Source organism: Streptomyces sp. NPDC002825 (assembly GCF_040295385.1).
GTDB lineage: Bacteria > Actinomycetota > Actinomycetes > Streptomycetales > Streptomycetaceae > Streptomyces.
Window position 1 is genome coordinate 218,737 of record NZ_JBEOVH010000008.1, and the last position, 26,715, is coordinate 245,451.

Below are 26,715 nucleotides of genomic sequence, written 5' to 3' on the forward strand. Positions count from 1 at the left end.
GAGCACGGGGGGGAGGGAGCCGGCCGGGGCTGATCGGCCGGTACCCGGCCACGGAGGGGGAGAGAAGGGAGCGGGCCGGGGCCCGTGCCGTGGGGCGGCAGGAGGTCAGATGCCGACGTACTGCTCGGCGAACCAGTCCTGGTGGGTACGGGACGTCCGCAGCGACTCCATGCGGGACCTGCGCATGCCCTCCTGGAACGGCGGTGCGCCGTGGAGGAGGCGGATCATCCAGTGCGAGAACTCCTGCGCCCGCCAGATGTGCGCGAGGCAGCGGTCGGAGTAGCGGGCGAGCGGTCCCGGGTCGCCGCGGTGGAGGTCGTCGGCGAGGGCCTCGGCGAGGAGTTCGGCCTCCAGGACGGCGAGGTTGGCGCCCTTCGCGGCGGAGGGGCTGATGAGGCCGGCGGCGTCGCCGGCCAGGAGGAGGGAGCCGTACCGGAGCGTGTCGAGCACGTCCGACTCCAGGTCGACGACGGCGCGCTGGAGGATCCGTCCCCTTCGCAGCGGACCGTGGTCGGCGCTGCGCATCCGGAGGTCGAGCTCGTCCCAGATCCGCTCCTCGCTCCACTCCTCGGCAGGGGTGCCGCGCTCGCACTGGAGGTAGTAGCGGGTGATGTCGGCGGACCGGGCCATGTGGCCGGCGAAGCCCCGGGGATGTGTCGCGTAGCCGACGGCGTCGAGGCTGGGCGGTGCCTCGGCGAGGAGTCCCAGCCAGGAGACGCCGTGGTCGCGGGAGTGCCGCAGGGCTCCGTCCGGCAGTGAGCGCCGCCCGGCGCCGTGGCGGCCGTCGCAGGCGGCGACGTACCTGGCCTCCCACCGTACGGGCCGGCCGTCCGGCTCCCGTGCGGCGACCCACGGGCGGTCGGTGTCCGCGCCGCGGACCTCCACCGCCTCGGTGGCGAAGCGGATGCGGCCCCCGGCCGCGAGGTACACGGCCAGCAGGTCGGCCACCAGTTCGTGCTGGGGGTAGACGGTGTGGGGTTCGCCGGTGCCGAGGTGCCGGTAGTCGAGCCGGAAGTGCCCGTCCTCGGTGCGGAACTCGCACACGCCGTGCTCCTGTCCCCTTCGCCGCAGCCCTTCGTCCAGGCCGTGGCGGCGCAGGACGCGTGCGGTGTGGGGGGCGAGGTATCCGGCCCGGGCCCGGTTGAGGAGGTGCTCGCGGTCCGCGCGTTCGAGGACGACGCAGTCGATCCCGCTCCGCAGCAGGAGGTTGGCGAGGACGAGCCCGGCGGGACCGGCCCCGAGGATGACGACGTCGGCCGACTCCCGGCGATCCCAAGCGTGTTGACTTTCTGTCACGAAAGTGGATCTTAAGCACGGGATGATCCACCACCGGGCGAATGTCACCCGAATGCCAGATTCCGCGGGAAAAGGATTCTCCACGGCACTCAGGCCCCGCCGGAAGACGGCGGGGCCTGAGGGGTCGGATCAGAGGGTGCCTCGGGGCGTCAGAGGACGTTGACCCCGGTCCAGGCCGCCGCCACGGTGGCGTACTCGGGGCTGGTGGCGCCGTACAGGTCCTTCGCCGCGTTCAGGGTCGCGACGCGGGCGCCCTTGTAGTCGGTGGTGGAGGTCATGTAGACGGTCAGCGCCCGGTACCAGATGGCCGCGGCCTTCTGGTTGCCGATGCCGGTGACGGTGGAGCCGTTGTACGTCGGGCTGTTGTAGGTGACGCCGTTGATCGTCTTGGTGCCGCTGCCCTCGCTGGCGAGGTAGAACCAGTGGTTGCCGACGCCCGAGGAGTTGTGCACGTCGAGCCGGCCGACGGACTTCGACCAGTAGTCGGCGGAGCGGCCGTCGAGGGAGGGCTTGTCCATGCGGCGCAGCCACGGCGGGGTGGACTGGTCGCTGAAGAGGTAGTCGGGGGTGTCGATGGCGTTGTTGGCGTACCACTCGACCATGGTGCCGAAGATGTCGCTGGTGGCCTCGTTCAGGCCGCCGGACTCGCCGCTGTAGCGGAGGTTGGCGGTGGCGGAGGTGACGCCGTGGGTCATCTCGTGGCCCATGGTGTCGAGGTCGACCTGCTCGGGGTCGACCGTGCCGTTGCCGTCGCCGGTCATCATGCAGAAGCAGGAGTCCGACCACTGGGCGTTGTCCCAGTTGGTGCCGACGTGGACGAAGACGGTGGCGCCGCGGCCGTCGTTCTTGATGCCGTTGCGGCCGAAGGTGCTCTTGTAGTAGTCGAACGTCTTCGCGGTGTTGGCGTGCGCGTCGACGGCGGCGGTGGCGCGGTCGGTGGAGAACTTCCGGCCGTCGCCCCAGATGTTGTCGGCGTCGGTGAACAGGGTCCCGGAGGAGCTGTTCAGGGACGAGGACGAGACGTTGTGGGCGTCCCGGGTGATGTGCTTGCGGATCGGGTCGATCAGGGCGAAGGTGCCGTCGGCCTGCAGGGTGGTGTCGAGGGTGACGTCACCGGTGTACTCGGAGTGGCCGGTGCCGGTGGCCTCGCGCTCGGTGTCGTAGTTCTCGATCGCGGCGCCGGTGGTGGCGTCGGTGACGAAGACCTCGCCGTGCGGCTGGCCCTTGTCGCCCAGGCCCTGCACGGTGGTGCGCCAGGCCAGGCGCGGGGTGCCGTCGGCGGCCCACACGATCAGCTCGGGGGTGGACGTGCCGTCGCTGACCAGGCCCTGCGCGCGCTTGAGGGCGCCGGCGGCGGTGCCCTTGGCCTCGACCGCGGGGGTGACGGACGTGAGGGCCACCTTGTGGGCCTTGGCGTGGGTGGATCCCTTGAGCGAGCCGTCGGCCTTCTGGTGGACGACGAAGTCGCCGCCGACGACGGCCAGACCCTTGTAGGTCCGCTCGAAACGGACGTGCTGGGTGCCGTCGGCGTCGAGCACGACGTCCTTGACCTGGAGCGCCTGGCCCGCCCCGAAACCGAAGGTGTCGGCGTGCCGGGCCACGTTCGCGCGGGCCTGGGATATCGCCGCGTCACGGACGGAGGTCACGTGCTGGACCTCGTCGGGCTGCGAGTACGCCGGTACGGCGAGCGCGCCCGTGGTGATGACGGCGGCGGCGACGGCCGTGGAGAGGGCAAGGAGGGGACGGGGCATGCGGGGTGTTCCTTCGCTCGTCGTGGGGGTGACGACGTCCTTGGACGTTGACGCGAAGTGTTCACCAGGTGACATGTTCCTGACGTGATCCCAGCTGGGATACAACTGTGGAGTTATAGAGGGGGCATTCGGCAGTCAGTCTTCCGCGCCCAGCGCGAACTCCCTGCCGCCGTTCTCCCACCAGGCCAGGTACTGCGGCCGCTGTCGCACCAGCGACAGATACGCCTCCGAGAGCCGCTCGCCCACCGCGTCGGCGAGTTCGGGCGGTACCGATTCCGGGTTCCAGGCCAGCTGGAGCCGACGGTGGAACGGTACGTCGGCCAGCGGGCGTTGCACGGTGCCCTGGGCGGGGACGTCGGCGCTCGGCCACACGCCGCAGACGGCCCGCCGGCCGGCGACCAGGATCTGCGCCACGGACAGGTCCGGCGTCACATGCGCGATGCGCGGGGTGAATCCCGCCGACTGGCAGGTGAGATGGAGGTACGCGTGCACTCCGCTCTCGTCGGCCTCCGGCATCACCCACTCCTCGCCGCCGAGTTCACCGAGGCTCACCGTCTCCCGGCGGGCCAGGGGATGGCTCTCGGCGAGGAGGACGAAGACCGGCTCGCGCAGCAGGGTGCGCGTCACCACCGACTCGCCGACGGGGAGGGGGAAGCCCGGGAACTCGCCGAACACCGCTATGTCGCATTTCGACTGACTCAGCGCCTTCACGAGGGCGTGCACGGAACGGCGGGCGTCGATGGCGAGCCGGCTCTCCGGGACGAGCTCGAAAAGAGCGGATATGAGCAGTGATGTCAGGGGTCCTGCGGTTCCGCCCGCCCGCAGCGGCACGGTCGTCCCCGCATCGGCCGCGGCGGCCGACCGGGCGTGCTCGCGGAGCCGGTCGAAGCCGTCCACGAGGTCGCGCGCGCTGCGCAGCACGTACTGGCCGAGCTCGTTCGGCTTCACTCCGTCGGCGCTGCGGACGAAGAGCGGGCCGCCCAACTCGTGTTCGATCCGCTTCAGCTGCGCGCTCGTGGCGGGCTGGGAGAGCTGCAGACGTGCGGCGGCCCTCCGGATGCTGCCGGCCTCGGCGACGGTGAGCAGGACACGGAGGTGCCGGAACTCGAGCTGCATGAACCATCCCCGCTCAGGACGGAGAGCCCCTTGCACCCCCCGTGACCAGCAGAACCAGCTGCCCGAGGGCATGACGACCAAGATCTGCCGGAGCCGTCGGGGCGGCAACCACGGGAGGGCAAAATCTCCGCGCCACCGGCATGCGGCGGGCACCCGGCCGGGGCGTCGCGGGCACGTGGCGCCGTCCGGCCCTCGGACCGGGCCGAGGCGGGCCCGGAATGGCTGGTTACAGTGGGTGGCATGCCTCGTACCTCTCCTACGGTCGCCCTCGACGCCCTGATCGCCGGAAACCGGCGCTTCGTCGCCGGGACGCCCGAACACCCCAACCAGGACGCCGCGCGCCGCGCACAGCTCGCGCCCGGGCAGGAGCCGTTCGCGGTCATCCTCGGCTGCTCCGACTCGCGCCTCGCGGCCGAGATCATCTTCGACCAGGGACTCGGCGACCTGTTCGTCGTGCGGACCGCGGGCCATGTGCTCGGGGCCGAAGTGCTGGGCAGCGTCGAGTACGCCACGAGCGTGCTCGGCTGCCGGCTGGTCGTCGTCCTCGGACACGACTCCTGCGGCGCCGTCGCGGCGGCCCGGACGGCGGTCGAGGACGGACTGCCCGCGGCCGGATTCGTACGGGACGTGGTGGAGCGGGTGACGCCGAGCGTGCTCGCGGCCCGCGCCGCCGGTCTCACCGAGGACAGCGACATCATCGACGAGCACATAAGGCACACCGTGCAGCTGCTCATGGACCGCTCCCGGGTCCTGTCGGAGCAGGTGCGGACGGGCGAGGTGGCGGTCGTGGGACTGGCCTACCAGCTCGCCGAGGGCAGCGCCCGGACGGTGATTTCGGCCGACGTCGAGAGCGGGAAGTGAACGACCCCATGGCACAGCGTTTCGACTGTTCGGACCCTTCGGCCCGCGCGGCCGGCATCGACGCGGCGGTGGCGGCACTGGGGCAGGGGCGGCTCGTCGTCCTCCCCACCGACACCGTCTACGGTGTCGGCGCCGACGCCTTCGACCCGCGGGCCGTCGCCGGCCTGCTGGCCGCGAAGGGGCGGGGCCGGCACAAGCCCTCCCCCGTGCTGGTCGGCTCCAGGGAGGCGCTCGACGACCTGGTCGCGGACCTGCCCAAGACGGCCGAGGCCCTGATCGAGGCCTTCTGGCCCGGCGGTCTCACCCTGGTGCTGCGCCACCGGCCCTCGCTCTCCTGGGACCTCGGCGAGACCGGCGGCACGGTGGCCGTGCGGATGCCCGACCATCCCCTCGCGCTCGACCTGCTCGCGGCGGCCGGACCGATGGCCGTCTCCAGCGCGAACCTCACCGACCGGCCCTCGCCGGAGGACTGCGACGCGGCCTTCGGGATGCTCGGCGACTCCGTGTCGGTGTACCTCGACGGCGGCCGCACCGCGGGACCGGTGTCCTCGTCGATCGTCGACCTCACCGGCGACGTCCCGGTGCTCGTCCGGGCGGGGGTCCTCTCCGTCGACGAGCTGGCGACGGTCGCCCCCGGTCTGACCGTGCGCTGACCGCTCCTCCCGTCCACTTCCCCGGAAAGGGTTCCGGCGCTTCCCCGGAAAGGGTTCCGGCGCTTCCCCGGAAAGGGTTCCGGCGCCGGAACCCTTCCCGGCGCCGGAAGAAAGTCCCGCCGCCTTCCCGCTGAGCGGGAACCGGCCCCTGCGCCGGACCGCCCCTCCCTGACACGCTCCCCTCCGCTGTGGTTCCACCGCCCGCGCCCCGCCCGGGGGGACGGGGCAGCAGGGAGGACGTGACAGATCATGAGGGGCGCGCAGACCATCGCCAGGCTCGCAGACTGGGCCGCCGAGCGGTACGGGGATGAGGAGGCCCTCGTCTTCGGCGAGGAGCGCTGGACGTTCACGGAGCTGCGCGACCGGGTCGACCGGGTGGCGCGCGCGGTGATCGCGCACGGGGTGCGCCCGGGCGACTCGGTCGCCGTGTGGGCGCCCAACAGTGCGCGCTGGGTGGTCGCCGCGCTCGGCGCGGTGGCTGCCGGGGCGGTGCTCGTCCCGGTGAACACCCGCTACAAGGCGGCCGAGGCCGCCGACATCCTGCGCCGCTCCCGAACCCGGCTCCTGTTCACCGAGCACGACTTCCTCGGTACGGACTACCGGGCGCTGCTCGCGGACTCGGGGGAGGAACTCCCTCTCCTGGAGCGGACGGTGACCCTGCACTCGGCGGACTGGCCGGGTTTCCTGTCGGGCGCGGACCGGGTGGGCGGTCAGGAGCGGCTCGCCCGCGGCGCCGCCGTGCGCCCCGCCGACACCGCCGACATCCTCTTCACCTCCGGTACCACCGGCCGCCCCAAGGGCGTGCCCACCACCCACGGCCAGAACCTCCGTGTGTACGACGCCTGGGCCCGCACGGTCACCCTGCGGCGCGGCGACCGCTACCTGCTCGTCAATCCGTTCTTCCACACCTTCGGCTACAAGGCCGGCATCCTCGCCTGCCTCCTGCACGGGGCCACGATCCTCCCGGAGCGGGTCTTCGACGCCGATGCCGTCCTCGGCCGCATGCAGCAGGAGCGCGTCTCCGTCCTGACCGGCGCGCCGACAGTCTTCACCTCGCTCATCCACCATCCCGAGCGCGCGGCGTACGACCTGAGCGCGATGCGGATGGCGGTGACGGGCGCGGCGAACATCCCCACCGCGCTCATCGAGGAGATCAGGACCTCCCTCGGCGCGCGGAGCGTCAACACCGCGTACGGGCTGACGGAGTCGACGGGCGTGGTCGCGATCTGTCCCCCGCACGAGTCCCCGGAGATCCTGGCCCGCACCTCCGGGACGGCCCTGGAGGGCACGGAGCTGCGCGTCGACGCGCCGCCCGGGGAGCCCGGCGAGATCCTCACCCGCGGCTACCACGTGATGCACGGCTACCTGGACGACCCGGAGGCCACCGCCCGGGCCGTCGACGCGGACGGCTGGCTGCACACGGGGGACGTCGGGGTGCTCGACGAGCGCGGGTTCCTGCGGATCACCGACCGGCTCAAGGACATGTTCGTCGTGGGCGGGTTCAACGTGTACCCGGCGGAGGTGGAGCAGGTGCTGCGCGGCCATCCGGCGGTCCTCGACGCGGCGGTCGTCGGCGCGCCCGACGCTCGGCTCGGTGAGGTCGGCGTCGCGTACTGCGTACCGGCGGGCGGGGCTCCCCTCGACGCGGCCGAGCTGACCTCGTACACGCGGGAACGGCTGGCCAACTTCAAGGTCCCGCGCGCCTTCCACACGCTCACGGCCCTGCCGCACAACGCGGCGGGCAAGGTCGACAAGAAGGCGCTGCGGCGGTCGGCGGAGAACACCACCACCCGATGAGGAGAGTACGAGCGTGAACGACAGCAAGATCCAGTCCGTCGACGTCGGCGTCGTCGACGTAGTCGTCATCGGAGCGGGCGTCACCGGTCTGTACGCCGTGCACAGGCTGCGCGGTCTCGGCCTCGGCGTGCGCGGCTTCGAGCGCGGGGACGACGTGGGCGGCGTCTGGTACTGGAACCGCTACCCCGGTGCCCGCTGCGACGTGGAGTCCGTGGACTACTCGTACTCCTTCGACGAGGAGCTGCAGCAGGAGTGGGACTGGAGCGAGAAGTACGCGACGCAGCCGGAGATCATCCGCTATCTGCGTCATGTCGCCGACCGCTTCGACCTGCGCCGCAGCTTCACCTTCGGCACGTCGGTGACCTCGGCCGAGCTCGACGGGGAGACGCTGCGCTGGACGGTCCGCACGGACGGCGGCGAGGTGGTGTCGGCCCGGTTCTGCGTGTTCGCCGTCGGCTGTCTCTCCAGCACGCACATACCGGACATCCCGGGTGCCGGGGAGTTCGCGGGCGCCACGTACCACACCGGCGCCTGGCCGCACGAGGGCGTGGACTTCGCCGGGCGGCGCGTCGGCGTGATCGGCACCGGCTCCTCCGGGATCCAGGCCATCCCGCTGATCGCCGAGCAGGCGGCGCACCTCACCGTCTTCCAGCGCAGCGCCAACTTCAGCATCCCGGCGGGCAACAAGCCCCTGGACGACGAGACGCGCCGCCGGCAGAAGGCGGAGTACGCGGAGCGGCGGCGGCTCTCGCGGCTCAGCGGCGGCGGCTCGCCCCACGCGGCGCACCCGTCGGCGACCTTCGAGGTGTCGCCCGAGGAGCGGCGGGCCGCGTTCGAGGAGCGCTGGGAGCTGGGCGGTGTCCTGTACTCGAAGACCTTCCCCGACCAGCTGACGGACCTCGCGGCGAACGAGGAGGCGCGGGCGTTCTGGGAGGAGAAGGTCCGGGAGCTCATCGACGACCCGGCGGCCGCGGATCTGCTGGTTCCCACGGACCATCCGATCGGTACGAAGCGGATCGTCACCGACTCGCACTACTACGAGACGTTCAACCGCGACGACGTCGACCTCGTGAGCCTGCGGGAGAACCCGATCGAACGGATCGACAGCACCGGGATCGTCCTGGCCGACGGCACCCGGGTGGAGCTCGACGCGATCGTGTTCGCGACCGGTTTCGACGCGATGACCGGGGCGATCGACCGGGTGGACGTCCGGGGGCGCGGCGGCCGCAGCCTCAAGGACGTCTGGAGCGCCGGTCCCCGCACCTATCTGGGCCTGGGCGTCGACGGCTTCCCGAACCTGTTCAACCTCACGGGCGCGGGCAGCCCGTCCGTCATGGCGAACGTGGTGCTCTGCGCCGAGCAGCACGGCGACTGGCTCGCCGACTGCCTGCGCCATCTGGACGAGCACGGCTACCGCGCGATCGAGGCGAGCGAGGAGGCCGTGGAGCAGTGGGTCGCGCAGTGCCGCGACCGTGCGGCGGCCACGCTGTTCCCCGCGGCGAACTCCTGGTACCTGGGCGCCAACATCCCGGGGAAGCCGCGGGTGTTCATGCCGTTCATCGGTGGCTTCGGGGTGTACGGGGAGATCATCGCGGACGTCGCGGCCTCGGGATACAAGGGGTTCGCGCTCATACGGGGCTGAGGCGAGCCGATACGGGAAAGCGCCCCGCCCCCACCGGATCAGGTGGGGGCGGGGCGCACGCGCGCGTACCGGCGGTCAGCGCTCGGCGAGCGCCTCGCGCAGGGCGGCGAAGGCGGTCTCCCGGGCCTCGGCCGCGGCGGGCAGGGCACCCGCCATGGAGAGGAAACCGTGGAACATCCCCGCGTGGTGGCGGGCCTGCACGGGGACGCCGGCGGCGGCGAGGGCTTCCGCGTACGCGAGGCCGTCGTCCCTCAGCGGGTCGAAGCCGGCGGTGACGATCTGGGCCGGCGGGAGCCCGGACAGGTCGGCGCCCGCGAGGGGGGCCGCGTAGGGGCTGGTGCGGTGGGCGGGGGACTGCAGATAGCCGTCCCAGTACCAGCGCAGGTGGTCGGCGGTGAGGAAGTACCCCTGGGCGTTCTCGCGGTGCGAGGGGCGGGAGCGGTTGGGGTCGAGCATCGGGTAGTAGAGCGCCTGGCAGGTGATCTCCGGGCCGCCGCGGTCGCGGGAGAGCAGGGTGAGGACGGTGGCGAGGTTGGCTCCCGCGCTGTCCCCCGCGACGGCGGTCCGCCGGCCGGGGAACGTCGCCGCCGCCCAGAGGAGGGCGGTGTAGGCGTCCTCGGGGGCGGCGGGGAAGGGGTGCTCGGGGGCGCGCCGGTAGTCGACGGAGACGACGATCGCCCCCGTGGCGAGGGCGAGGGCGCGGCAGAAGGGGTCGTGGCTGTCGAGGTCGCAGAGGACGAAGCCGCCCCCGTGACAGAACACGATCACGGGGGCGGCCTCGTGGCAGGCCGGGTCGTAGACGCGTACGGGAACGCCGTCGGCGTGCTCGTCCGTGACGCGGGCGACCGGGGGCGGGGGGACGGCCGGCCTGGGACGGGCGGCGAAGAAGGCGCGCACCTCGGCGATGTCCGTCATCTCGGTCGCCAGCGGGGGGAACCCGGCGGTGGCCAGATCGATGACCGCCTGGATGTCGGGTTCTGGTCGGTTCACGCGTCCACTTCCTTCGGGGTGAGGGCCGGCATGCGGCCCGCCGACGCGCCGCCGTCCACGGCGAGTTCGGCACCGGACAGGTAGGAGGATTCGTCGGAGGCGAGGAAGGCGACCAGGCGGGCGACCTCCTCGGGCTCCCCCACGCGGCCCAGCGGTGCGGCGGGATGCTCCTTGGTGCCCAGGTGGGCGGTCATCGCCGTGGCGATGGCGCCCGGGTGGACGGAGTTGACCCGGATGCCGTCCGGGCCGAGTTCGAGCGCGGCCGTCCTGGTCAGCCCGCGCAGCCCCCATTTCGCCGCTCCGTAGGCGCCGTGGCCCCAGATGCCCTGGAGGCCGGCCTGCGAGGAGATGTTGACGATGGATCCGCCCCCGGTCCCCTTCATCGCGCCGGCGACGGCGCGGATGCCGAGGAAGGGGCCCGCCAGGTTGACGCGGAGGATCGCCTCCAGGCGGGCGGGGTCCTCCTCGGTGATGGGCGAGGTGGAGTAGACGGCGGCGTTGTTGACGAGGACGTCGAGCCGGCCGAAGGCGTCCAGGGCGGTGGCGACGGCGGCCGCCCAGGACTCCTCGTCGGTCACGTCGTGGCGTACGAAACGGGCGGCGGCGCCGAGGGAGGCAGCGGTCTCCTCCCCCTCCGCCGCCAGGACGTCGGTGAGGACGACCTTCGCGCCGAGCGCGGCGAAGAGGCGGGCCTCGGCCTCGCCCATGCCGCGTGCCGCGCCGGTGACCAGCGCGACCTTTCCTGTCAGGTCCACGGGCATCAGGGGTTCTCCTCGTCGGTCGGTCGCAGGGTCGGGCCGGTGGTCCAGCCGCCGTCGACGGCCAGTTCGGCGCCGGTGACGTACGAGGCGGCGTCCGAGAGCAGGAAGGCGACCGCCCGCGCGATCTCCTGGGGCTCGCCGACCCGGCCCATCGGTGTGTTCGGGTACTTCCCCTCGCCCCGCTCGATGCCCACGTGGGCCGTCATCGGGGTGTGGATCATGCCGGGGTGGACGGAGTTGACGCGGATCCGGTCGGCTCCGAGTTCCACCGCGCCCAGCTTGGTGAGCCCGCGCACGCCCCACTTGGCGGCGCCGTAGCCGGCGGTCCTGGCCAGGCCCATGAGGCCGGCGGCGGAGGAGATGTTGACGATGGAGCCGCCGCCGATCTCCCGCATCGCCGGGATCACGGCCCGCATCCCGAGAAAGACGCCGGTGAGGTCGATGTCCACGACCTGCCGGAACGCCTCCGCCGTCTGCTCCTCCAGAAAGTGCGAACCCCCGGAGATTCCGGCGTTGTTGACGAGGCCGTCCACCCGCCCGAAGGTGGCGACGGCGTAGTCGACGACCTCGCGCCAGTCGTCCTCGGAGGTGACGTCGTGGCGGAGGAAGCGGGCGCGGCCGCCGAGCTTCCCGGCCACGGCCCGCCCCTCCTCCTCCCGTACGTCGGTGAGGACGACGCGGGCGCCGGACGCGACCGCCTCCCGGCCGGCCTCCGCGCCGATCCCCCGCGCCCCACCGGTGATGATCACCGTCCTGCCCCGCAGATCCGTCATCGGGGCGGTCACCATGCCTCGGCGGAGCGCGTGCGGGCGATGTGGTCGACGGCGAGCCAGCTGAAGGTCATGGCGGGGCCGATGGTCGCGCCCGGGCCCGGGTAGGTCTCGCCCATGACGGCGGACGAGACGTTGCCGGAGGCGTACAGACCGTCGATGGCACTGCCGTCCTCCCGCAGCACGCGGGCCGTCGCGTCGGTGAGCAGGCCGCCCTTGGTGCCGATGTCGCCCGGGTGGACGGGGATCGCGTAGTACGGCCCCTTGTCCAGCGGCGCCAGGTTGGGATGGGGCAGGGTCGGGTCGCCGTAGTAGCGGTCGTAGACGCTCTCGCCGCGGTGGAAGTCCTCGTCGCGGCCGGCGAGGGCGAAGCCGTTGAAGCGGTCCACGGTGGCGCGCAGCCGCTCCGGGGCGACGTCGATGCGGGCTGCCAGCTCCTCGACGGTCGGCGCCTTCTTCACGAAGCCGCTCTCCAGCCACGGCTTGGGGAAGGCCTGGCCCGGGAAGAGGCCCATGAAGATGTAGCGGGCCTTGGCGGTGGCGTCGAGGATCAGCCAGGACGGCACGGTACTCGCCCCGGGCCCGTCGTGGGCGTACATGGCGTCGACGAACTCGTGGTACGGGGCGGCCTCGTTGGCGTACCGCTCCCCCGCCTGGTCGACGATCACCATCCCGGGGATGCCTCGGTCGGCGACGAGGAAGAACGGCTTGCCCTCGGGCGGCACCACCGAAGGGGCGCCCCACACCTTGTCCATGAGGTCGGTCGCGGCTCCGAGGGCCACGGCCGGCTCCAGGGCGTCGCCGGTCTGCCCCTCGGCGGCGGAGCTCCACGCGGTGGAGGTCGGGGCCGGCAGGTGCTTCTCGCGGAGCCGCTGGTCGTGCGAGAAGCCGCCGGAGGCGAGGACGACGCCGCCCTGCGCGCGGACGGTGAGCTCCCGGCCGTCCCGGGTGATCCGGACTCCGGTGACCCGGCCGTCCTCCTCCACGAGGCCGGTCAGCGGGGCGGAGAGCCACAGTTCGGCGCCGAGCGCGTCGAGGGAGTGCCGCATGCGGGCGATCAGCGCCTCGCCGAGCGAGAGCAGCTCCTGGCCGGAGAGCCGGGCCTTGACCGCCTGGGCGCCGACCTTGAGGGCGGTGCGTCGGCCGGCCCAGGTGCGTCCCACCATGTTGAGCTGCCGGAAGTCCTTGGAGGTGATGGTGAGGCCGTACGTGGGAAGGCCGGCGCGGCGCATGGTGGCGCGCTGCTCCGGGCCGAGCTTCCTGAAGTCGAAGATCTGCGGTTCGACGGAGCGGCCCTGCGGGTAGCCGCCGAGCCGCTCGGGGTAGTAGTCGGAGTAGCCGGGGGTGTAGACGAACCTCACGTCCGTGCGGTCGTGGAACTCCCGCACCATGCGCGGTCCGTGGGTGACATAGGCGTCCTTGCGCTCGGCGGTGACCCGGTCGCCGACCGTGGCGTCCAGGTAGGCGCGGGCCTTCTCGGGGGTGTCGCCGAGCCCGGCCTCGTCGAGGTGGAAGTTGTCCGGGACCCAGATCGCGCCGCCGGACAGGGCGGTCGAGCCGCCGTAGACGTCGGTCTTCTCCAGCACCAGGGCGGTCAGGCCGCGCAGCCGGGCGGTGATGGCCGCGGCCATGCCGGCGGCGCCGGAGCCGACGACCACCACGTCGTACGTGTGGTCCCACTGGTCGTTCATGCGGTTCTCCCTGGTCGTGACAGGACCTGTTGCGCAGGCCCTGGGTGGGTCGGCGGCCGGGGCGGGCCGTCCTCCGCCCCGACCGCCGGGTCATGGCGCGCGGTGCTCCGCGGCCGTTCTGCACGCGGTGTGCGGCGCGGCCGTTCGGCACGCGCTGCTCCGCGTCTCGGTTCAGCGGGCCGTGATCCGCGCGTCGGTGAGGACCGGCGCGTCCGCGCGGTCCGCCGCCGTGGCCGTCAGGCGGTAGCCGTCGGGGGCGTCCCAGACGCGCAGCCGCAGGGTCTCGCCGGGGAAGAAGACCCCCGCGAAACGGGTGCGGCAGGCGGCGACCGCGCCGGCGTCGCCGCCGAGCAGCCGGTCGGTGACCGCCTTGACCGCCATCCCGAAGGAGCAGAGCCCGTGCAGGATGGGGCGGTCGTGGCCCGCGCGGCGGGCGGTGGCCGGGTCGGCGTGCAGCGGGTTCCAGTCGCCGGTGAGCCGGTAGAGCAGGGCCTGCTGCGGGAGCGTCGGGATCTCGGCCACCAGATCGGGGGCGCGGTCGGGCGTGGGGAGGCGCTCCGAGGGGCCGCGGTCGCCGCCGAAGCCGCCCTCCCCGTGGACGAAGATCTGGTTCCGCTGGGTGATCAGCGGCTCGCCGTCCTCGCCGACGAGGGTGGACTCCTGCACGACGACGGCGGCCTTGCCCTTGTCGTGCACGGCCGCGGCCCGGGTGACGGCGGTCGCCCGGGCGGCGGCGGGCAGCGGGCGGTGCACGGTGATCTCCTGGCCGCCGTGCAGCACCTTCGCCAGGTCGATGTCGACGCCCGGCAGGTCGAAGACCTGGAAGCCGACCCCGCCGGTGCCGCCCGCGACGACTCCGAAGGTGGGCAGGACCTGAAGGCCCCGCTCGTGCCCTTCGTACACGTACCGCAGTTCGCGCGGGTCGGTCTCGGGGACTCCCGCGCCGAGCGCCAGGTGGTAGAGCCGTACGTCGGGCTCGTCCCACACGACCTCGGTGCGGACCGGAGGCGCCGAGAGCGCCTTCTCGACGTCGATGGGCATCAGAACGCGCCCACGGCGTAGCGGCTGCGGAAGAACAGCAGCGGCCGGCCGTCCTCGCCGGCGTCGAGCGCCACCACCTGCGCCGTGACGAGGTGGTGGTCCCCGGCCTCGTACACGGCGTCGAGTACGCACTCCACGTGCGCGAGGGCTCCGTCGACGCGGACGGTGCCGTGCTCGCCGGTGCTCCAGGGAACCCCGGCGAACTTGTCGGGGCCGCTGCGGCCGAGGGCGGCGCAGGTGGCCTGCTGGTCCTCGGCGAGGATGTTGACGCAGAAGCGGCCGGACCGCTCGATCCTCGGCCAGCTGGTGGAGTTCTTGCCGACGGCGAGCATCACCAGCGGAGGGTCGAGGGAGAGCGAGGCGAAGGACTGGCAGGCGAACCCCACGGGTTCGCCGGTGTCGGCGTCGAGGGTCGCCACGACCGTGATGCCGCTGGCGAAGCGGCCCAGGACGTCACGGAACTCGGAGGGCGGGATCAGCCGTTCCACTGGTGGCCCCAGAAGCTGTCGGCGGTGATCTCCTTCGCGACCCAGGTGGCGGGGTCCACGACGAGGCCGTCCCAGCCGTACTCGACCTGGAAGCCGCCGGGGGCCTGGGCGTAGAAGGACACCATGCGGTCGTTGGTGTGGCGGCCGAGGCTGGAGGCGATGGGGATGCCGGCGGCGTGCATGCGGTCGAGGCCCCGGCCGACGTCGTCGAGGGTCTCCAGCTCCACCATGAAGTGCACGATGCCGGGGGGCAGGGCGCCGGGGTAGAGGCCGAGGCTGTGGTGGCGGCGGTTGGGGCTGAGGAAGTGCATCCAGTGGAAGTCCCGCTGCTCGGTGGCGGTCGGGACGGCCTGCGGCGGCAGCTTCATCGAGTCGCGCAGCTGGAAGCCGAGCAGGTTCTCGTAGAAGTCGAGCGCGGCCTCGATGTCCGGCACCGGGAGGACGACGTGGCCGAGGCCGAGGTCGCCGGTGACGAAGCGGTTGCCGTACGGGGTGCCGAGCGCGCTGTGGTCCTGGGCCTGACCCCAGTAGATCTCCAGCGGGTTGCCGCCGGGGTCCGTGACGTGGATCAGGCCCTGGACGCGGCGCTCGGCGAGTTCGGCGGGGTCGGCGGCCTTGACGGCGACGCCGGCCGCCTCCAGCTGCTCGGCGGCGGCGGTGAGCGCGGCGGCGTTGGCCACCTCCCAGCCGGCCGCGAGGAGCCGGTCGCTCTCGCCGGCCTGGATGACGATGCGGTAGGCGCGGTCGTCCAGGCGGAGGCAGAGGGTGTCCTCGGTGGTGCCGGATGCCTCCACCATGCCGAGGACGTCGAGCGCGTAGCGGCGCCACTCGTCCAGGGTGGTGGTCTCCAGGCGGAGGTAGCCGAGAGCACGGATGTCCATGGTGTGCACCTCTTCGGTGAAGGGATTCAGTGGGAGAAGAAGTCGACCGCGAGGCGGTTGAACTCGTCGGCCTGCTCGGTCTGCGCCCAGTGACCGCAGTGCGGGAAGACGTGCAGCCGCGCGTCGGGGATGGTCTTCAGGGCGACGAGTGCGCCGTCGAGCGGGTTGACCCGGTCCTCGCGGCCCCAGGTGAGCAGCACCGGCTGGGTGATCCGGTGCGCCTCGCGCCAGAGCATCGTGGCCTCGGCCCAGGCGGGGTCGGCGAAGGAGGCGCCCATCCGGGCGGTGCCGAGCCGGGTGTCGGGGTCGGTGGCGGAGGCCCAGCGTTCCTCGACGAGCTCGTCGGTGACGATCGACTGGTCGTACGCCATGACGCCCAGGAAGGAGCGCAGTTGCTCCTTGGTCGGCTCGGGCGAGGAGTTGAACTCGAAGAGCCGCTTGATGCCCTCGGTCGGGTCAGGGGCGAAGAGGTTGAGGGAGACTCCGCCGGGGCCCATCAGGAGGAGCTTGCCGACCTTGTCCGGGTGGTTCAGGGCGATGCGGACGGCGGTGCCGCCGCCGAGGGAGTTGCCGATGAAGTGCGCCCGGTCGATGCCCAGTTCGTCCATGAGGGCGGCGACGGCGTCCGCGCTGTAGCTGAAGTAGTCCTTGTCGAGCTCCGGCTTGTCCGAGCGGCCGAAGCAGGGCTGGTCGACGAGGAGGGTGCGGAAGTTCCCGGCGAAGACGGGGAGGTTGCGGCCGAAGTTGCTCCAGGCGGAGGCACCGGGCCCGCCGCCGTGGAGCATGATCACGACGGGGGCCTCTGCCGGCCCGGCCTCGTGGTAGTGGAGGGTGAGCCCGGCCGCCTTGACGGTGCGGGAGGTCGACTCGTGGGTGAGCTCTGCCATCGTCAGCGCCTCTCAGGCCATGGTGTCGTGGATGTCGATGCCGAGCGCGCTCTGCCCGTACATGACCAGGGCCCGCTCGGGGTCGTTGGCGGCGTGGCCGCGGCCGGTGTGGGCGTCGCGCCAGGCGCGCTGGACGAGGCCGGGGCCGGTGCGCATGGCGCTGCCGCCGGAGTTCTCCATCAGCAGGTCGACGGCCGCGACGGAGCGTTCGGTGGCGAGGACCTGGTCGCGGCGGGTGCGGGTGCGCAGCTCCATCGGGATCTCCTCGCCGCGCTCGGCGAGGGCGTACATCTCGCTCACGTTCCGGGTGAGTTGCAGCCAGCTCGCGTCGATGTCGCTGGCGGCGCGGGCGATGCGGACCTGCGCGAAGGGGTCCTCGGCGACCTTCTGTCCGTACGAGACGCGGAACCGCTGCCGGGTGGCCTCGGCGTACGACTCGAAGGCGCCCTCGGCGATGCCGACGATCGGGGTGGAGATGGTGGTGGTGAACACCCCGGCATACGGCAACCGGTACAGCGGCTCGGGGTTGACCTCGTGGCCGGGCACCTTCAGGGCGGTGACCGGGCCGAAGCTGAGGGCGCGGTGGTCGGGGACGAAGACGTCCTCGACGACGACGTCGTTGCTGCCGGTGCCGCGCAGGCCGACGGTGTCCCACACGTCGTCGACGCGGTAGTCGGAGCGGGGGATCAGGAAGGTCCGCATGTCGACCGGGTTGCCCCGGCCGTCGGTGACGAGGCAGCCGAGGAGCACCCAGCGGGCGTGGTCGCAGCCGGAGGAGAAGTGCCACCGGCCGGAGAGCCGGAAGCCGCCGTCGGCGGCGGTGGCCTTGCCGGTGGGGGCGTACGAGGAGGCGATGCGGGTCTTGGGGTCCTGGCCCCACACCTCCTGCTGGGCGCGGGGGTCGAACAGGGCGACGTGCCAGGGGTGGACGCCGACCACGGAGGCGACCCAGCCGGTCGAGCCGCACGCCTTGGCGATCTCCTTGACCGCCGAGTAGAAGAGCACCGGGTCGGCGGCGCGGCCGCCGAAGGCCTTCGGCTGGAGCAGCTGGAAGAAGCCGGTGTCCTCCAGTTCCTTGACGGAGGTGTCGGGCACGCGGCGCAGCGTCTCGGCCTCGGCCGCGCGTTCGCGCAGGGCGGGGGCGAGGTCACGGATCGCTGCCAGGACGTCATCGGCCATGGGGCATCCCCTTTCGGGTCGTGGTGGGGGAATGCCAGGACCGTACGGCGTGCCGTACGGCAGAGAAATGCGCTGCTCCCACTGAGCGGGAACCCGCCCGCGGAACGACTTCTCGGGTCAGAGCATGGGGTCGTGGACGTCCATGCCGAGGGCGTCCTGGGCGTAGAGGACGAGGGCCCGGTCCACGTCGTTGGCGGCCTGGCCACGGCCGGTGTGCAGGTCGCGCCAGGCCCGCTGGAGGACGTCGTCGCCCACGCGCAGCGGGCCCCGGCCGGCGTTCTCCATGAGCAGGTCCACGGCGGTGATGGCGCGTTCGGTGGCGAGGGCCTGGTCGCGGCGGGCGCGGGCGCGCAGTTCCATGGGGATCGGGGAACCGGCGCGCGCGAGCGCGTACAGCTCGGCCATGTTGCGGTGGAGTTGGAGCCGGGCGGCGTCGATCTCGCCGGCGGCGCGGGCGATGCGCAGCTGGGCGAAGGGGTCCTCGGCGGTCCGTCCGCCCTGCGGGGCCTTCAGGCGGTCGCGGGCCGCGGCGAGCTGGTCCTCGTGGGCGCCTTCGGCGATGCCGACCATCGCGGTGGAGATGGTGGTGGTGAAGACGGCGGCGTACGGCAGCCGGTACAGAGGTTCGGGGTGGACCTCGTGCCCGGGGCAGCTCAGCGTGGTCACCGGGCCGTAGCCGAGGGCCCGGTGGGCGGGGACGAAGGCGTCCTCGACGACGATGTCGTTGCTGCCGCTGCCGCGCAGGCCGATCGTGTCCCACACGTCGTCGACGCCGTAGTCGGAGCGGGGGACGAGGAAGGTCAGCATGTCGACCGGCCGGCCCTCGTCGTCGCCGACGACACCGCCGAGCAGGGCCCAGCGGGCGTGGTCGCAGCCGGCGGAGAAGTGCCACCGGCCGAAGAGCCGGAAGCCGCCGTCGACGCGGGTGACCTCCCCGGTGGGCGCGTGGGAGGAACAGATCCGCGCGGCTCGGTCCGCGCCCCAGACCTCCTCCTGGGCGCGGGGGTCGAACTGGGCCGCGTACCAGGGGTGGACGCCGAGGACCGCCGCCGCCCAGCCGGTCGAGCCGCACGCCTTGGCGATCTCGTGCACGGCGGCGTAGAAGCAGGCCGGGTCGGCGGCGAGTCCGCCGTACGCGCGGGGGCGGAACAGCCGGAAGAAGCCGGCGTTCTCCAGTTCCTCGACGGAGGCGTCGGGCACCCGGCGCAGCTCCTCCGCCTCGGCGGCTCGCTCGCGCAGGGCGGGGGCGAGGGCGCGGACCGCCGCGAGGACGTCCTCTTCGCGCATGGGCGCACCTCTTGCATTCCGGTCTCGTCGTGCCGTGACGACAGGGAACCTACGCGTTACTGTTCCGAGACGGAACTCCCTCTTCACAGCGCTGTCATCCTCTGGCAATCTCCACGCAATACCGGAGATTACGGACCTGGCCAGGGGTCGATCCACTGCGTTGTCCGTGTGGGAGGTGCCGATGACGACCAGTGCTGTCGAGGCTGTCGAGGCCGGGATGCCGCCTCTGTCCCTGCTGGAGAAGGCGGCGAAGGTGCTGAGCGCCTTCGAGAGCGCGGGGCCCCGGCTGACACTCACCGAGGTCGTGCAGCGCTCGGGCATCCGCCGCTCCTCCGCGCACCGCATCCTCGACCAGCTGGTGCAGCTGCGCTGGCTGGAGCGCGAGGGCCGCGACTACCGGCTCGGCATGGGCATGCTGGAGCTCGGCGCGATGGCCTCGCACCACAACCGGCTGCGCCGGGCGGCGCTGCCGCATCTGCACGCGCTGCACGAGTCCACCGGCCATCTGGTGCACCTCACCGTGCTCGACGGCTCCGAGGTGGTCTACCTGGAGCGGATCGGCGGCTCGGACGACTCCGTCGTGCCCTCGCGCACGGGCGGACGGCAGCCGGCGTACTGCACGGCCTCGGGGAAGGCGATCCTGGCGTTCAGCGACAGCGGGCCGGTGGAGCAGGTGATACGGGACGGGCTGCGGCCGCGTACCCCGCGCACCCTCACCCGCCCCGAGTCCTTCCGGCGTGAGCTGGCGATGACGCGGGAGCGGGGTGTGGCCTTCGACCACGAGGAGGGCTACCGCGGGGTCTTCTGCGTGGCCGCTCCGCTGCGCGGTGCGGGCCGGGCCATCGCCGCGATCTCGGTGAGCGGCCACGGCGTCCACCGGGAGATGGAGCGGCTCTCGCCGGCCGTGCGCGGCTGCGCCCGGTCGGTGTGGCAGTCGATGTTCGGGCCCGGCCGGCAGTCCGAGAAGCGGGACCGGCCGGCCGGTGAAGGGTCCACCGTGGGGCTTTCGCAGCCCTCGATGGACAACATGATGGCCTGGCTGCGGTTCAGCGACTGGATGTGACGGATGGAACGCCGCCGTCTCGTCCCCTGCGAGCGCGGCGTCCACGATCGCGAGGTCCGTCGGGTGGACGGAGTCGGTGACTCCTCCCTCATGAATGAGGGGGCTTCTCGCTATGCCGGTGGGGCTTCGCGACGGACCAGCCCGGCCCGTAGGACGCTCAGGGCGCCCACCGTGTCCGCGTGGGCCTGGTGGCCGCACGAGACGCAGTGGAACTTCTCCTGGGCGGGCCGGTTCTCCGCGCAGACGTGCCCGCATTCGGGGCAGGTTCGGGAGGTGTTGCGGGGGTCCACGGCGATCACGTCCCGTCCGGCGCTTTCAGCCTTGGCGGTGAGGATCGTCAGGAACACCCCCCATCCGGCATCCGAGATCGAACGGTTCAGCCCGGCCTTGGCGGCGGCTCCGTTGGGCAGGAAGCCGCCTGGCTGGTCGGGGTCCGGCTTCGGCGCGGGGGCCTTGACCATGTTGCGGATCTTGAGGTCTTCGTGCGCGATCACGTCGTGTGCCCGCACGAGATCCAGCGCGGTCTTGTGTGCGTGCTCCAGGCGCTGGCGGCGGACCCTGCGGTGCAGCTTGGCGACCTTCTCGACCGCCCGGTCGACGGTATCGAACCAGGTCACCCCGCGGAAGCGCGGATAGCCGGGCGTCTCCCCGGTCCTGACCCGCCGGAAGAACGCCGCGAACGCCTTGTCCAGCCGCCGCAACGTGGCCTGCTGCGAGGAGAACGACCAACGCCCCTGACGCTCGGGGTCGAAGGCCCGGATCTCCTTGAGCTGCGCGGACTGCTGCCCGTACTTGACCGAGGTCTTCGAGGCGTGCCGGTAGGCGTCACGGCGTTCCTGCAATGCTCCGTTGTAGAGCGAGCAGTGATCCCGCAGCATCTCGCCGAGCGCGATCACCTGGCCCACTGTGGGCCGCATGAGGAACTTGTACGCACGAATCATCCCGGCCCACCCCCTCCCGCCACCACAGTGCGGACCACGGACACCAACAGTCCTCCTGGCGACAAGTCGCCACGCTTCAGGAGTAGGTGATCTCGACCCGGTCGGTGAGGGGCAGGGCCTGGCAGGCCAGGACGTACCCCTCGGCGATGTCCTGGTCGTCCAGGGCGTCGTTGCGGAGCATCTTGACCTCGCCCGACACGACGCGGCAGGTGCAGGCGCTGCAGGCGCCCTCCCGGCAGGAGTACGGGGCGTCGACGCCGGCGGCCAGGAGGACGTCGAGGAGGGGTGCCGTCGCCGGCCAGGCGACGGTGTGGGTCTCGCCGTCGAGTTCGACCTCGGCCGTGCCTCCGCCCCCGGCCGCCGTGCCGTTCGGCACCGCCGGGGCGTCGAAGACGTCCGCGCCGAGGGAGAAGAACTTCTCCCGGTGGATGCGGTCGCCGGGCGCGCCGAGCGTGCGCAGGGTCTGTTCGACGGCGTCCATGAGCGGCTGGGGGCCGCAGACGAAGGCCTCCCGGCCGGCGTACGGCGCGAGCGGGGCGGCCAGCAGGTCCGCGGCGGGCAGGCCCTGGAGCGACTCCAGCCAGTGGATCACAAGGAGCCGGTCCGGATGGACCTCGGTCAGCTCCCGCAGTTCGTCGCGGAAGATGACCGAGGACTCGTCGCGGTTGGCGTACAGCAGCACCACCCGGCCCCGGCCCCCGGCCAGGGCCGATTTGGCGATCGACAGGACCGGGGTGATGCCGCTGCCTCCGGCGACGAGCAGGAGGTCCTCGTCGAGGGAGTCCGGGGTGAAGGTGCCGGCCGGGGGCAGCACCTCCAGTTCGTCGCCCGCCGTGAGGCGGTCGCAGACCCAGTTGGAGCCGTACCCGCCGGCGACGCGCTTGACGGTGATCTTCAGGGGCTCGCCGGTGTGGGGCGAGCTGGCGAGGGAGTAGCAGCGGGCGGCCGGCTTCCCGTCCGCGCCGGGCAGTCTCAGGGTGAGGAACTGCCCGGGGCGGTACGTGAAGCGGTCGGCGCTCTCCGGTGGTGCCTGGAGCACCAGGGAGTGCGCGTCGGCCGTCTCGGCGACGACCTCGACGACGCGCAGCCGGTGGATGCGGGGGCCGGTGGTGGGCTCAGGCATCGTGAGCCTCCGTGGTCGCGGTGCCCGCCATGTCGTACTGCCGGCTGCCGGACTCCGGGCCGGCCGGCTCCGAGGTGCCGACCGTCAGGCTGCCGTCCTCGACCGCGCGGTCGATGCTGGCCCGCAGGGCCCGGCAGGTCCGCATCCGTGCGGTGGTCCCGCCGGGGCCGGCCCGGTCGCGGAACTCCGCGCAGACGACGGCCGCGTCGGCCGTCCACTGCACGGAGGTGTGGGCGACGCTGAACTTCTCGCACAGGACCTGGTTGCCGCAGGCCGCGCACTCCACCGCTCGCATGTCAGGCTCCGGTTCCGGTCTCCGCCGCGCGGCGCGCCAGGTTCTCCGCGACCTCGGCGCGCCAGGCCGTGTTGGCGCGCTGGGTGTCGATCTCGAACTCGAAGCGGCGGGTCATCTCGTCCTTGACGTCGGCGACGTCCACGTAGAACTGCTCGTACCAGCGCCGCAGTTGGTAGACGGGGCCGTCCTCCTCGGTGAGCAGGGGGTTGTCGATCCGGGTCTTGTTCTGCCAGATCTCCACGTCCTGCTCGAAGCCGACGGTGGCCCCCTCGGCGGTGAGCCGCGCGGCCTCGGCGGCCTGTTCGTCGGTCATGCCGGGGAGCCGCTTCACGATCGCCCCGTACTGGAGGAGGAAGCTGTTCCCGTCGATCGGGTAGTGGCAGTTGATGAGGACGATCTCCATCTCCAGGCCGCCGCCGACGTCGCTGTAGAGCTGGTCGATCATGTAGGAGGGGCCGAAGTAGGAGGCGTCGGAGCGCAGGCGGCCGGAGCTGAGGGTGCCCAGTTCCATGTCGCCGCGGGGGCTGCTCTCCATGTACTGGGTGGCGACGTGGCCGTCGAAGACGTTCTTGAAGTACTCGGGGAACGCGTAGTGGACGTAGTAGAAGTGCGCCATGTCCACGACGTTGTCGACGATCTCGCGGCAGTTGGCGCCCTCGACCCGGAGGGTCTTCCAGGTCCAGTCGCTCCACTGGCCGGCGTCCGGGCCGTGGATGCCCGCTATCTCGGGGACGGTCACCTCGGGGGGCGGCGGGTTGCCCTCGGGGTCGTTCCAGACGAAGAGCTGCTTGTTGCGCTCCAGGGAGAGCCAGGCGCGGGTCCTGGCGCGGGGCGGGACGCGTCGGGCGTACGGGATGCCGGCGCAGCGGCCGTCGCCCGACCAGCGCCAGTCGTGGAAGGGGCAGGCGACGGCGTCGCCCTTGACCGTGCCCTGGGCGAGGTTGCCGCCCATGTGCGGGCAGTAGGCGTTCAGGACGTGCAGCTGCCCGTCGTCCTCGCCCCGGAAGACCACCAGCTTGGTGCCGAAGGCCTCGATCTCATGCGGCTTTCCGTCCTTGAAGGTCTCGGCGAGGCCGAGGCAGTGCCAGCCCCGGGCGAAGCGCGTCGGCGGCCTGCCCGTCTCGATGACCCTGACCTCGTCGTTGAGAACAGTCATCTCGTCCCTCCTTGTTCCTGTCGGTTCAGTTCTGTGCGGCGAGTTCCACGGCGATGTCGATGAGCTGGTCCTCCTGGCCGCCGACCAGGCGGCGTTCGCCCGCGCGCAGGAGGATCTCGGCGCCGGAGACGCCGTAGCGCTCGGCCTGCCGGTAGGCGTGCTTGAGGAAGCTGGAGTAGACGCCGGCGTGGCCCATGAGCAGGGCGAGCCGGTCGAGCCGGCACTCGTCGTCCATGACGGGTCGGACCACGTCCTCGGCCGCGTCGATGATCTTCAGTACGTCGATGCCGGTACGGATGCCCATCTTGGCGCAGACCGCGACGAGGGCCTCGACGGCGGTGTTGCCGGCGCCTGCGCCGAGCCGACGGGTGGAGCCGTCGATCTGGAGGGCTCCGGCCCTGACGGCTGCGATGGAGTTGCCGGTGCCGAGGGCCAGGTTCTCGTGACCGTGGAAGCCGACCTGGGCGTCGCCGCCGAGCTCGGCGACGAGGGCCTCGACGCGGGCGGTGACGTCGTCCATGACCATGGCGCCGGCGGAGTCGACGACGTACACGCACTGGCAGCCCGCGTCGGCCATGATGCGGCCCTGGCGCGCCAGCTTCTCGGGGGTCGTGGAGTGGGCCATCATCAGGAAGCCGACGGTCTCCAGGCCCCTCTCGCGGGCGAGTCCGAAGTGCTGGTCGGCGATGTCGGCCTCGGTGCAGTGGGTGGCGATGCGGCAGATGCCCGCGCCGTTGCCGTGGGCGGCCCGGATGTCGTCCTTGACGCCGAGTCCGGGGAGCATCAGGAAGGCGATCCTGGCCTGCTGCGCGGTGTCGACGGCGACCTTGATGAGTTCCTGTTCGGGGGTCTTGGAGAACCCGTAGTTGAACGAGGATCCGCCGAGTCCGTCGCCGTGCGTGACCTCGATGACGGGGACGCCGGCGTCGTCGAGGGCGGCGACGACGGACCGTACGTCCCCGGCGGTGAACTGGTGGCGCTTGGCGTGCGAGCCGTCGCGCAGCGAGGAGTCGGTGATCCGGATGTCGAGGGTGTCGGAGTAGGGCATGCGGGGCTCCTTACGCGCCGGGGGCGAGGATCGCCTTGGCGAACTCCTCGCCGACCTTGGTGGCGGCGGCGGTCATGATGTCGAGGTTTCCGGCGTAGGGCGGCAGGTAGTCGCCGGCGCCCTCCACCTCCAGGAAGATCGCGACGCGGGCCATGCCGCCGTTCTCGGGGCTGGGGTCGTCGAACTGCGGCTCGGCGCGCAGGCGGTAGCCCGGGACGTACGAGGCGACCTGTTCGGCGATCTCCTTGACGGAGAGGGTGACGGCGGCGCGGTCGGCGTCCTCGGGGATGGCGCAGAAGACGGTGTCGCGCATGATGACCGGTGGTTCGGCCGGGTTGAGGATGATGATGGCCTTGCCGCGCTCGGCGCCGCCGATGGTCTCGATGCCGCGCGAGGTGGTGCGGGTGAACTCGTCGATGTTCGCGCGGGTTCCGGGCCCTGCCGAGACGGAGGCCACCGAGGCGACGATCTCCGCGTAGGAGACGGGGACGACGCGGGAGACCGCGTACACCATGGGGATGGTGGCCTGTCCGCCGCAGGTGATCATGTTGACGTTGGGCCGGTCGAGGTGCTCGCGGAGGTTGGCGGGCGGGACGACGGCGGGGCCGACGGCCGCCGGTGTCAGGTCGACGGCCTTGATGCCGAGTTCGGCGTAGCGCGGGGCGTTGGCCCGGTGGACGTAGGCGCTGGTCGCCTCGAAGACGATGTCGGGCTTCTCGTCCTGGGCGAGCAGCCAGTCGACGCCTTCGTGGCTGGCCTCCAGGCCGGCCCGGGCGGCGCGGGCCAGGCCCTCGCTGTCGGGGTCGACGCCGATCATCCAGCGGGGCTCGACGTACGCGGAGCGCCGCAGCTTGTACAGCAGGTCGGTGCCGATGTTGCCCGAGCCGACGATGGCGGCGGTCGCCTTTGCCTTGATGGTCATGATCACCTCAGATGAACGAGAGGGAGACGGAGCCGAGGCCGCTGAACTCGGCGGTGAAGGTCGCCCCGGCCGTCACGTCGACGGCCCGGGTGCAGGAGCCGGGCAGCACCACGTGACCCTTCTTCAGGGGCACGCCGAAGCGGGCGACGGTCCGGGCGAGCCAGGCGACGGAGAGGACCGGGTCGCCGAGCACGGCGTCGCTGCGGCCCTCGGCGAGCAGCTCGCCACCGCTGCTGAGCCGGGCGTCGATCGCCCTGAGGTCGAGCTCGCGGGGATCCCGCCCCTCGCCGATGACGTACCCGGCGGAGGAGGCGTTGTCCGCGATGGTGTCGGCGATGGTGATGCGCCAGTCGCGGATCCTGCTGTCGATCAGCTCCAGGGCGGGCACGACGCGTTCGGTGGCGGCGAGGACGTCCGCGGGGGTGCAGGTCTCGCCCGGCAGGTCGTCGCCGAGGACGAAGCCGACCTCGACCTCGACGCGCGGCCCGCAGTAGCGGGCGGCGCGGACCGGCTCGTCCTGGTGGAGCTCCATGTCGTGGAGCAGATGGCCGTAGTCCGGTTCGTCGACGCCCATCATCCGCTGCATGACCGGGGAGGACAGGCCGACCTTGTGACCGCGCACCTCCGCCCCGGCCGCGAGGCGGTGCCGGATGTTGACGAGCTGGATCTCGTACGCGTCCTCGGTCCCGATGCCGGGGAAGGCCTCGGTCAGCGGGGCGATCGGCGCGACGTGCTGTTCGGCGGAGCGGAGCAGCTCGGCCGCCTCGAGTCTCTGGCGGTCCGTGAGCATGGCGGGTCCCTCCTGCGGGCGGTTGTGGCTGTCCGGGGAGGCTAGGCGGGGGGTGCGGGTGCCGGGGAGCGCCAGTTCCCGGTGAGCGGGAAAGGGGACGGGGCGGCTGCCCGCTGCCCGTCGCGCCCGGGCGGGGCGGTGCGCCGGTCCGCCCCCGTGTGCGGACCCGCGCCCGGGCGGGGCGGGGCCCACCGCCGTGTGGGCAATCGTCCCGCTGGGGCGATGGGGGTCCCCCCTGCTCGAGCGAAGCCGAGAGCTTGGGGGAGGGTGGGCACACGGGACGGCG

Annotated in this window: 25 protein-coding genes; 5 read left to right on the top strand and 20 right to left on the bottom strand. The window is 72.3% G+C overall.

Annotated elements, in window-relative coordinates; genetic code table 11:
• Positions 1-105: 105 nt before the first annotated feature.
• From ABT041_RS14030 to ABT041_RS14040, 3 genes are all read right to left on the bottom strand, one after another.
• A complete protein-coding gene (locus tag ABT041_RS14030) occupies positions 106-1,296 on the bottom strand; it encodes a 4-hydroxybenzoate 3-monooxygenase (protein ID WP_351183649.1) in 1,191 nt (396 codons plus the stop codon).
• A 149-nt stretch (positions 1,297-1,445) separates the two neighbouring features.
• On the bottom strand, positions 1,446-3,047 hold the full coding sequence (locus tag ABT041_RS14035; protein ID WP_351183651.1) for a M4 family metallopeptidase: 1,602 nt from the start codon (positions 3,045-3,047) through the stop codon (positions 1,446-1,448).
• 135 nt (positions 3,048-3,182) lie between these two features.
• Entirely contained in the window at positions 3,183-4,163 is a 981-nt protein-coding gene (locus ABT041_RS14040; RefSeq protein WP_351183653.1) for a LysR family transcriptional regulator, read from the bottom strand.
• Between the two features lie 240 nt (positions 4,164-4,403).
• Here ABT041_RS14040 and ABT041_RS14045 point away from each other — a divergent pair, with 240 nt between their 5' ends.
• From ABT041_RS14045 to ABT041_RS14060, 4 genes are all read left to right on the top strand, one after another.
• A complete protein-coding gene (locus ABT041_RS14045; protein ID WP_351183655.1) occupies positions 4,404-5,024 on the top strand; it encodes a carbonic anhydrase in 621 nt (206 codons plus the stop codon).
• 8 nt (positions 5,025-5,032) lie between these two features.
• Positions 5,033-5,677 carry an L-threonylcarbamoyladenylate synthase gene (locus ABT041_RS14050; RefSeq protein WP_351183657.1) on the top strand — a complete coding sequence of 215 codons (645 nt, stop codon included), beginning with the start codon at positions 5,033-5,035 and terminating at the stop codon, positions 5,675-5,677.
• Positions 5,678-5,926: 249 nt separating this feature from the next.
• Complete coding sequence (locus tag ABT041_RS14055) at positions 5,927-7,474, top strand: FadD3 family acyl-CoA ligase (RefSeq protein ID WP_351183659.1); 1,548 nt, start codon at positions 5,927-5,929, stop codon at positions 7,472-7,474.
• Positions 7,475-7,487: 13 nt separating this feature from the next.
• A complete protein-coding gene (locus tag ABT041_RS14060) occupies positions 7,488-9,116 on the top strand; it encodes a flavin-containing monooxygenase (protein ID WP_351183661.1) in 1,629 nt (542 codons plus the stop codon).
• Positions 9,117-9,191: 75 nt separating this feature from the next.
• Here ABT041_RS14060 and lipP1 read toward each other — a convergent pair whose 3' ends face one another.
• The 10 genes from lipP1 to hsaA (ABT041_RS14110) all read right to left on the bottom strand — a co-directional run bounded on the left by lipP1 (position 9,192) and on the right by hsaA (ABT041_RS14110) (position 19,091).
• Entirely contained in the window at positions 9,192-10,106 is a 915-nt protein-coding gene (lipP1, locus tag ABT041_RS14065; protein ID WP_351183663.1) for a LipP1 family hormone-sensitive lipase, read from the bottom strand.
• On the bottom strand, positions 10,103-10,867 hold the full coding sequence (locus tag ABT041_RS14070; protein ID WP_351183665.1) for a glucose 1-dehydrogenase: 765 nt from the start codon (positions 10,865-10,867) through the stop codon (positions 10,103-10,105). Before ABT041_RS14070 ends, lipP1 begins: the two co-directional genes overlap by 4 nt.
• Entirely contained in the window at positions 10,867-11,640 is a 774-nt protein-coding gene (locus ABT041_RS14075; protein WP_351183667.1) for a glucose 1-dehydrogenase, read from the bottom strand. Before ABT041_RS14075 ends, ABT041_RS14070 begins: the two co-directional genes overlap by 1 nt.
• 8 nt (positions 11,641-11,648) lie before the next feature.
• Entirely contained in the window at positions 11,649-13,328 is a 1,680-nt protein-coding gene (locus tag ABT041_RS14080; RefSeq protein WP_351183669.1) for an FAD-dependent oxidoreductase, read from the bottom strand.
• A gap of 171 nt (positions 13,329-13,499) precedes the next feature.
• The gene (locus tag ABT041_RS14085; protein WP_351183671.1) at positions 13,500-14,369 is read right to left on the bottom strand and encodes a MaoC/PaaZ C-terminal domain-containing protein; all 870 of its coding nucleotides are present in this window, start codon (positions 14,367-14,369) and stop codon (positions 13,500-13,502) included.
• A complete protein-coding gene (locus ABT041_RS14090) occupies positions 14,369-14,857 on the bottom strand; it encodes a flavin reductase family protein (protein ID WP_351183673.1) in 489 nt (162 codons plus the stop codon). The genes ABT041_RS14085 and ABT041_RS14090 overlap by 1 nt, the downstream gene beginning before the upstream one ends.
• Entirely contained in the window at positions 14,845-15,738 is an 894-nt protein-coding gene (locus ABT041_RS14095; RefSeq protein ID WP_351183675.1) for a VOC family protein, read from the bottom strand. The genes ABT041_RS14090 and ABT041_RS14095 overlap by 13 nt, the downstream gene beginning before the upstream one ends.
• A gap of 26 nt (positions 15,739-15,764) precedes the next feature.
• Complete coding sequence (hsaD, locus tag ABT041_RS14100) at positions 15,765-16,625, bottom strand: 4,5:9,10-diseco-3-hydroxy-5,9,17-trioxoandrosta-1(10),2-diene-4-oate hydrolase (RefSeq protein WP_351183677.1); 861 nt, start codon at positions 16,623-16,625, stop codon at positions 15,765-15,767.
• A 12-nt stretch (positions 16,626-16,637) separates the two neighbouring features.
• Entirely contained in the window at positions 16,638-17,804 is a 1,167-nt protein-coding gene (gene hsaA / locus ABT041_RS14105) for a 3-hydroxy-9,10-secoandrosta-1,3,5(10)-triene-9,17-dione monooxygenase oxygenase subunit (RefSeq protein ID WP_351183679.1), read from the bottom strand.
• A gap of 117 nt (positions 17,805-17,921) precedes the next feature.
• Positions 17,922-19,091 carry a 3-hydroxy-9,10-secoandrosta-1,3,5(10)-triene-9,17-dione monooxygenase oxygenase subunit gene (gene hsaA / locus ABT041_RS14110; RefSeq protein ID WP_351183681.1) on the bottom strand — a complete coding sequence of 390 codons (1,170 nt, stop codon included), beginning with the start codon at positions 19,089-19,091 and terminating at the stop codon, positions 17,922-17,924.
• 181 nt (positions 19,092-19,272) lie between these two features.
• Between hsaA (ABT041_RS14110) and ABT041_RS14115 the strand changes: the two genes are divergently transcribed.
• On the top strand, positions 19,273-20,154 hold the full coding sequence (locus ABT041_RS14115; protein WP_351183683.1) for an IclR family transcriptional regulator: 882 nt from the start codon (positions 19,273-19,275) through the stop codon (positions 20,152-20,154).
• Positions 20,155-20,264: 110 nt separating this feature from the next.
• Here the strand turns inward: ABT041_RS14115 and ABT041_RS14120 are convergent, their stop codons facing one another.
• From ABT041_RS14120 to ABT041_RS14150, 7 genes are all read right to left on the bottom strand, one after another.
• Positions 20,265-21,095: an RNA-guided endonuclease InsQ/TnpB family protein gene (locus tag ABT041_RS14120; RefSeq protein WP_351183685.1), complete on the bottom strand. Its 831-nt coding sequence runs from the start codon at positions 21,093-21,095 to the stop codon at positions 20,265-20,267.
• A gap of 76 nt (positions 21,096-21,171) precedes the next feature.
• On the bottom strand, positions 21,172-22,218 hold the full coding sequence (locus ABT041_RS14125) for a 2Fe-2S iron-sulfur cluster-binding protein (RefSeq protein ID WP_351183687.1): 1,047 nt from the start codon (positions 22,216-22,218) through the stop codon (positions 21,172-21,174).
• Complete coding sequence (locus ABT041_RS14130) at positions 22,211-22,513, bottom strand: hypothetical protein (RefSeq protein WP_351183689.1); 303 nt, start codon at positions 22,511-22,513, stop codon at positions 22,211-22,213. Before ABT041_RS14130 ends, ABT041_RS14125 begins: the two co-directional genes overlap by 8 nt.
• A gap of 1 nt (position 22,514) precedes the next feature.
• Complete coding sequence (locus ABT041_RS14135) at positions 22,515-23,669, bottom strand: 3-ketosteroid-9-alpha-monooxygenase, oxygenase component (protein ID WP_351183691.1); 1,155 nt, start codon at positions 23,667-23,669, stop codon at positions 22,515-22,517.
• Positions 23,670-23,694: 25 nt separating this feature from the next.
• Positions 23,695-24,717 carry a 4-hydroxy-2-oxovalerate aldolase gene (dmpG, locus tag ABT041_RS14140; RefSeq protein ID WP_351183693.1) on the bottom strand — a complete coding sequence of 341 codons (1,023 nt, stop codon included), beginning with the start codon at positions 24,715-24,717 and terminating at the stop codon, positions 23,695-23,697.
• 10 nt (positions 24,718-24,727) lie between these two features.
• Positions 24,728-25,639 (bottom strand): acetaldehyde dehydrogenase (acetylating), encoded by a 912-nt coding sequence (locus ABT041_RS14145; protein WP_351183695.1) that lies wholly within the window; start codon positions 25,637-25,639, stop codon positions 24,728-24,730.
• Between the two features lie 7 nt (positions 25,640-25,646).
• Entirely contained in the window at positions 25,647-26,429 is a 783-nt protein-coding gene (locus tag ABT041_RS14150) for a 2-keto-4-pentenoate hydratase (RefSeq protein ID WP_351183697.1), read from the bottom strand.
• Between the last annotated feature and the right edge of the window lie 286 nt (positions 26,430-26,715).

Coding starts and splice junctions, on each gene's coding strand:
- ABT041_RS14150 (WP_351183697.1), bottom strand. CDS start 26,429: ATGCTCACGGACCGCCAGAGACTCGAGGCGGCCGAGCTGCTCCGCTCC.
- ABT041_RS14085 (WP_351183671.1), bottom strand. CDS start 14,369: ATGCCCATCGACGTCGAGAAGGCGCTCTCGGCGCCTCCGGTCCGCACC.
- ABT041_RS14045 (WP_351183655.1), top strand. CDS start 4,404: ATGCCTCGTACCTCTCCTACGGTCGCCCTCGACGCCCTGATCGCCGGA.
- ABT041_RS14125 (WP_351183687.1), bottom strand. CDS start 22,218: ATGCCTGAGCCCACCACCGGCCCCCGCATCCACCGGCTGCGCGTCGTC.
- hsaA (WP_351183679.1), bottom strand. CDS start 17,804: ATGGCCGATGACGTCCTGGCAGCGATCCGTGACCTCGCCCCCGCCCTG.
- ABT041_RS14040 (WP_351183653.1), bottom strand. CDS start 4,163: ATGCAGCTCGAGTTCCGGCACCTCCGTGTCCTGCTCACCGTCGCCGAG.
- ABT041_RS14055 (WP_351183659.1), top strand. CDS start 5,927: ATGAGGGGCGCGCAGACCATCGCCAGGCTCGCAGACTGGGCCGCCGAG.
- dmpG (WP_351183693.1), bottom strand. CDS start 24,717: ATGCCCTACTCCGACACCCTCGACATCCGGATCACCGACTCCTCGCTG.
- ABT041_RS14070 (WP_351183665.1), bottom strand. CDS start 10,867: ATGCCCGTGGACCTGACAGGAAAGGTCGCGCTGGTCACCGGCGCGGCA.
- hsaA (WP_351183681.1), bottom strand. CDS start 19,091: ATGCGCGAAGAGGACGTCCTCGCGGCGGTCCGCGCCCTCGCCCCCGCC.
- ABT041_RS14145 (WP_351183695.1), bottom strand. CDS start 25,639: ATGACCATCAAGGCAAAGGCGACCGCCGCCATCGTCGGCTCGGGCAAC.
- ABT041_RS14050 (WP_351183657.1), top strand. CDS start 5,033: ATGGCACAGCGTTTCGACTGTTCGGACCCTTCGGCCCGCGCGGCCGGC.
- ABT041_RS14135 (WP_351183691.1), bottom strand. CDS start 23,669: ATGACTGTTCTCAACGACGAGGTCAGGGTCATCGAGACGGGCAGGCCG.
- ABT041_RS14035 (WP_351183651.1), bottom strand. CDS start 3,047: ATGCCCCGTCCCCTCCTTGCCCTCTCCACGGCCGTCGCCGCCGCCGTC.
- ABT041_RS14130 (WP_351183689.1), bottom strand. CDS start 22,513: ATGCGAGCGGTGGAGTGCGCGGCCTGCGGCAACCAGGTCCTGTGCGAG.
- ABT041_RS14075 (WP_351183667.1), bottom strand. CDS start 11,640: ATGACGGATCTGCGGGGCAGGACGGTGATCATCACCGGTGGGGCGCGG.
- hsaD (WP_351183677.1), bottom strand. CDS start 16,625: ATGGCAGAGCTCACCCACGAGTCGACCTCCCGCACCGTCAAGGCGGCC.
- ABT041_RS14080 (WP_351183669.1), bottom strand. CDS start 13,328: ATGAACGACCAGTGGGACCACACGTACGACGTGGTGGTCGTCGGCTCC.
- ABT041_RS14095 (WP_351183675.1), bottom strand. CDS start 15,738: ATGGACATCCGTGCTCTCGGCTACCTCCGCCTGGAGACCACCACCCTG.
- ABT041_RS14120 (WP_351183685.1), bottom strand. CDS start 21,095: ATGATTCGTGCGTACAAGTTCCTCATGCGGCCCACAGTGGGCCAGGTG.
- ABT041_RS14115 (WP_351183683.1), top strand. CDS start 19,273: ATGACGACCAGTGCTGTCGAGGCTGTCGAGGCCGGGATGCCGCCTCTG.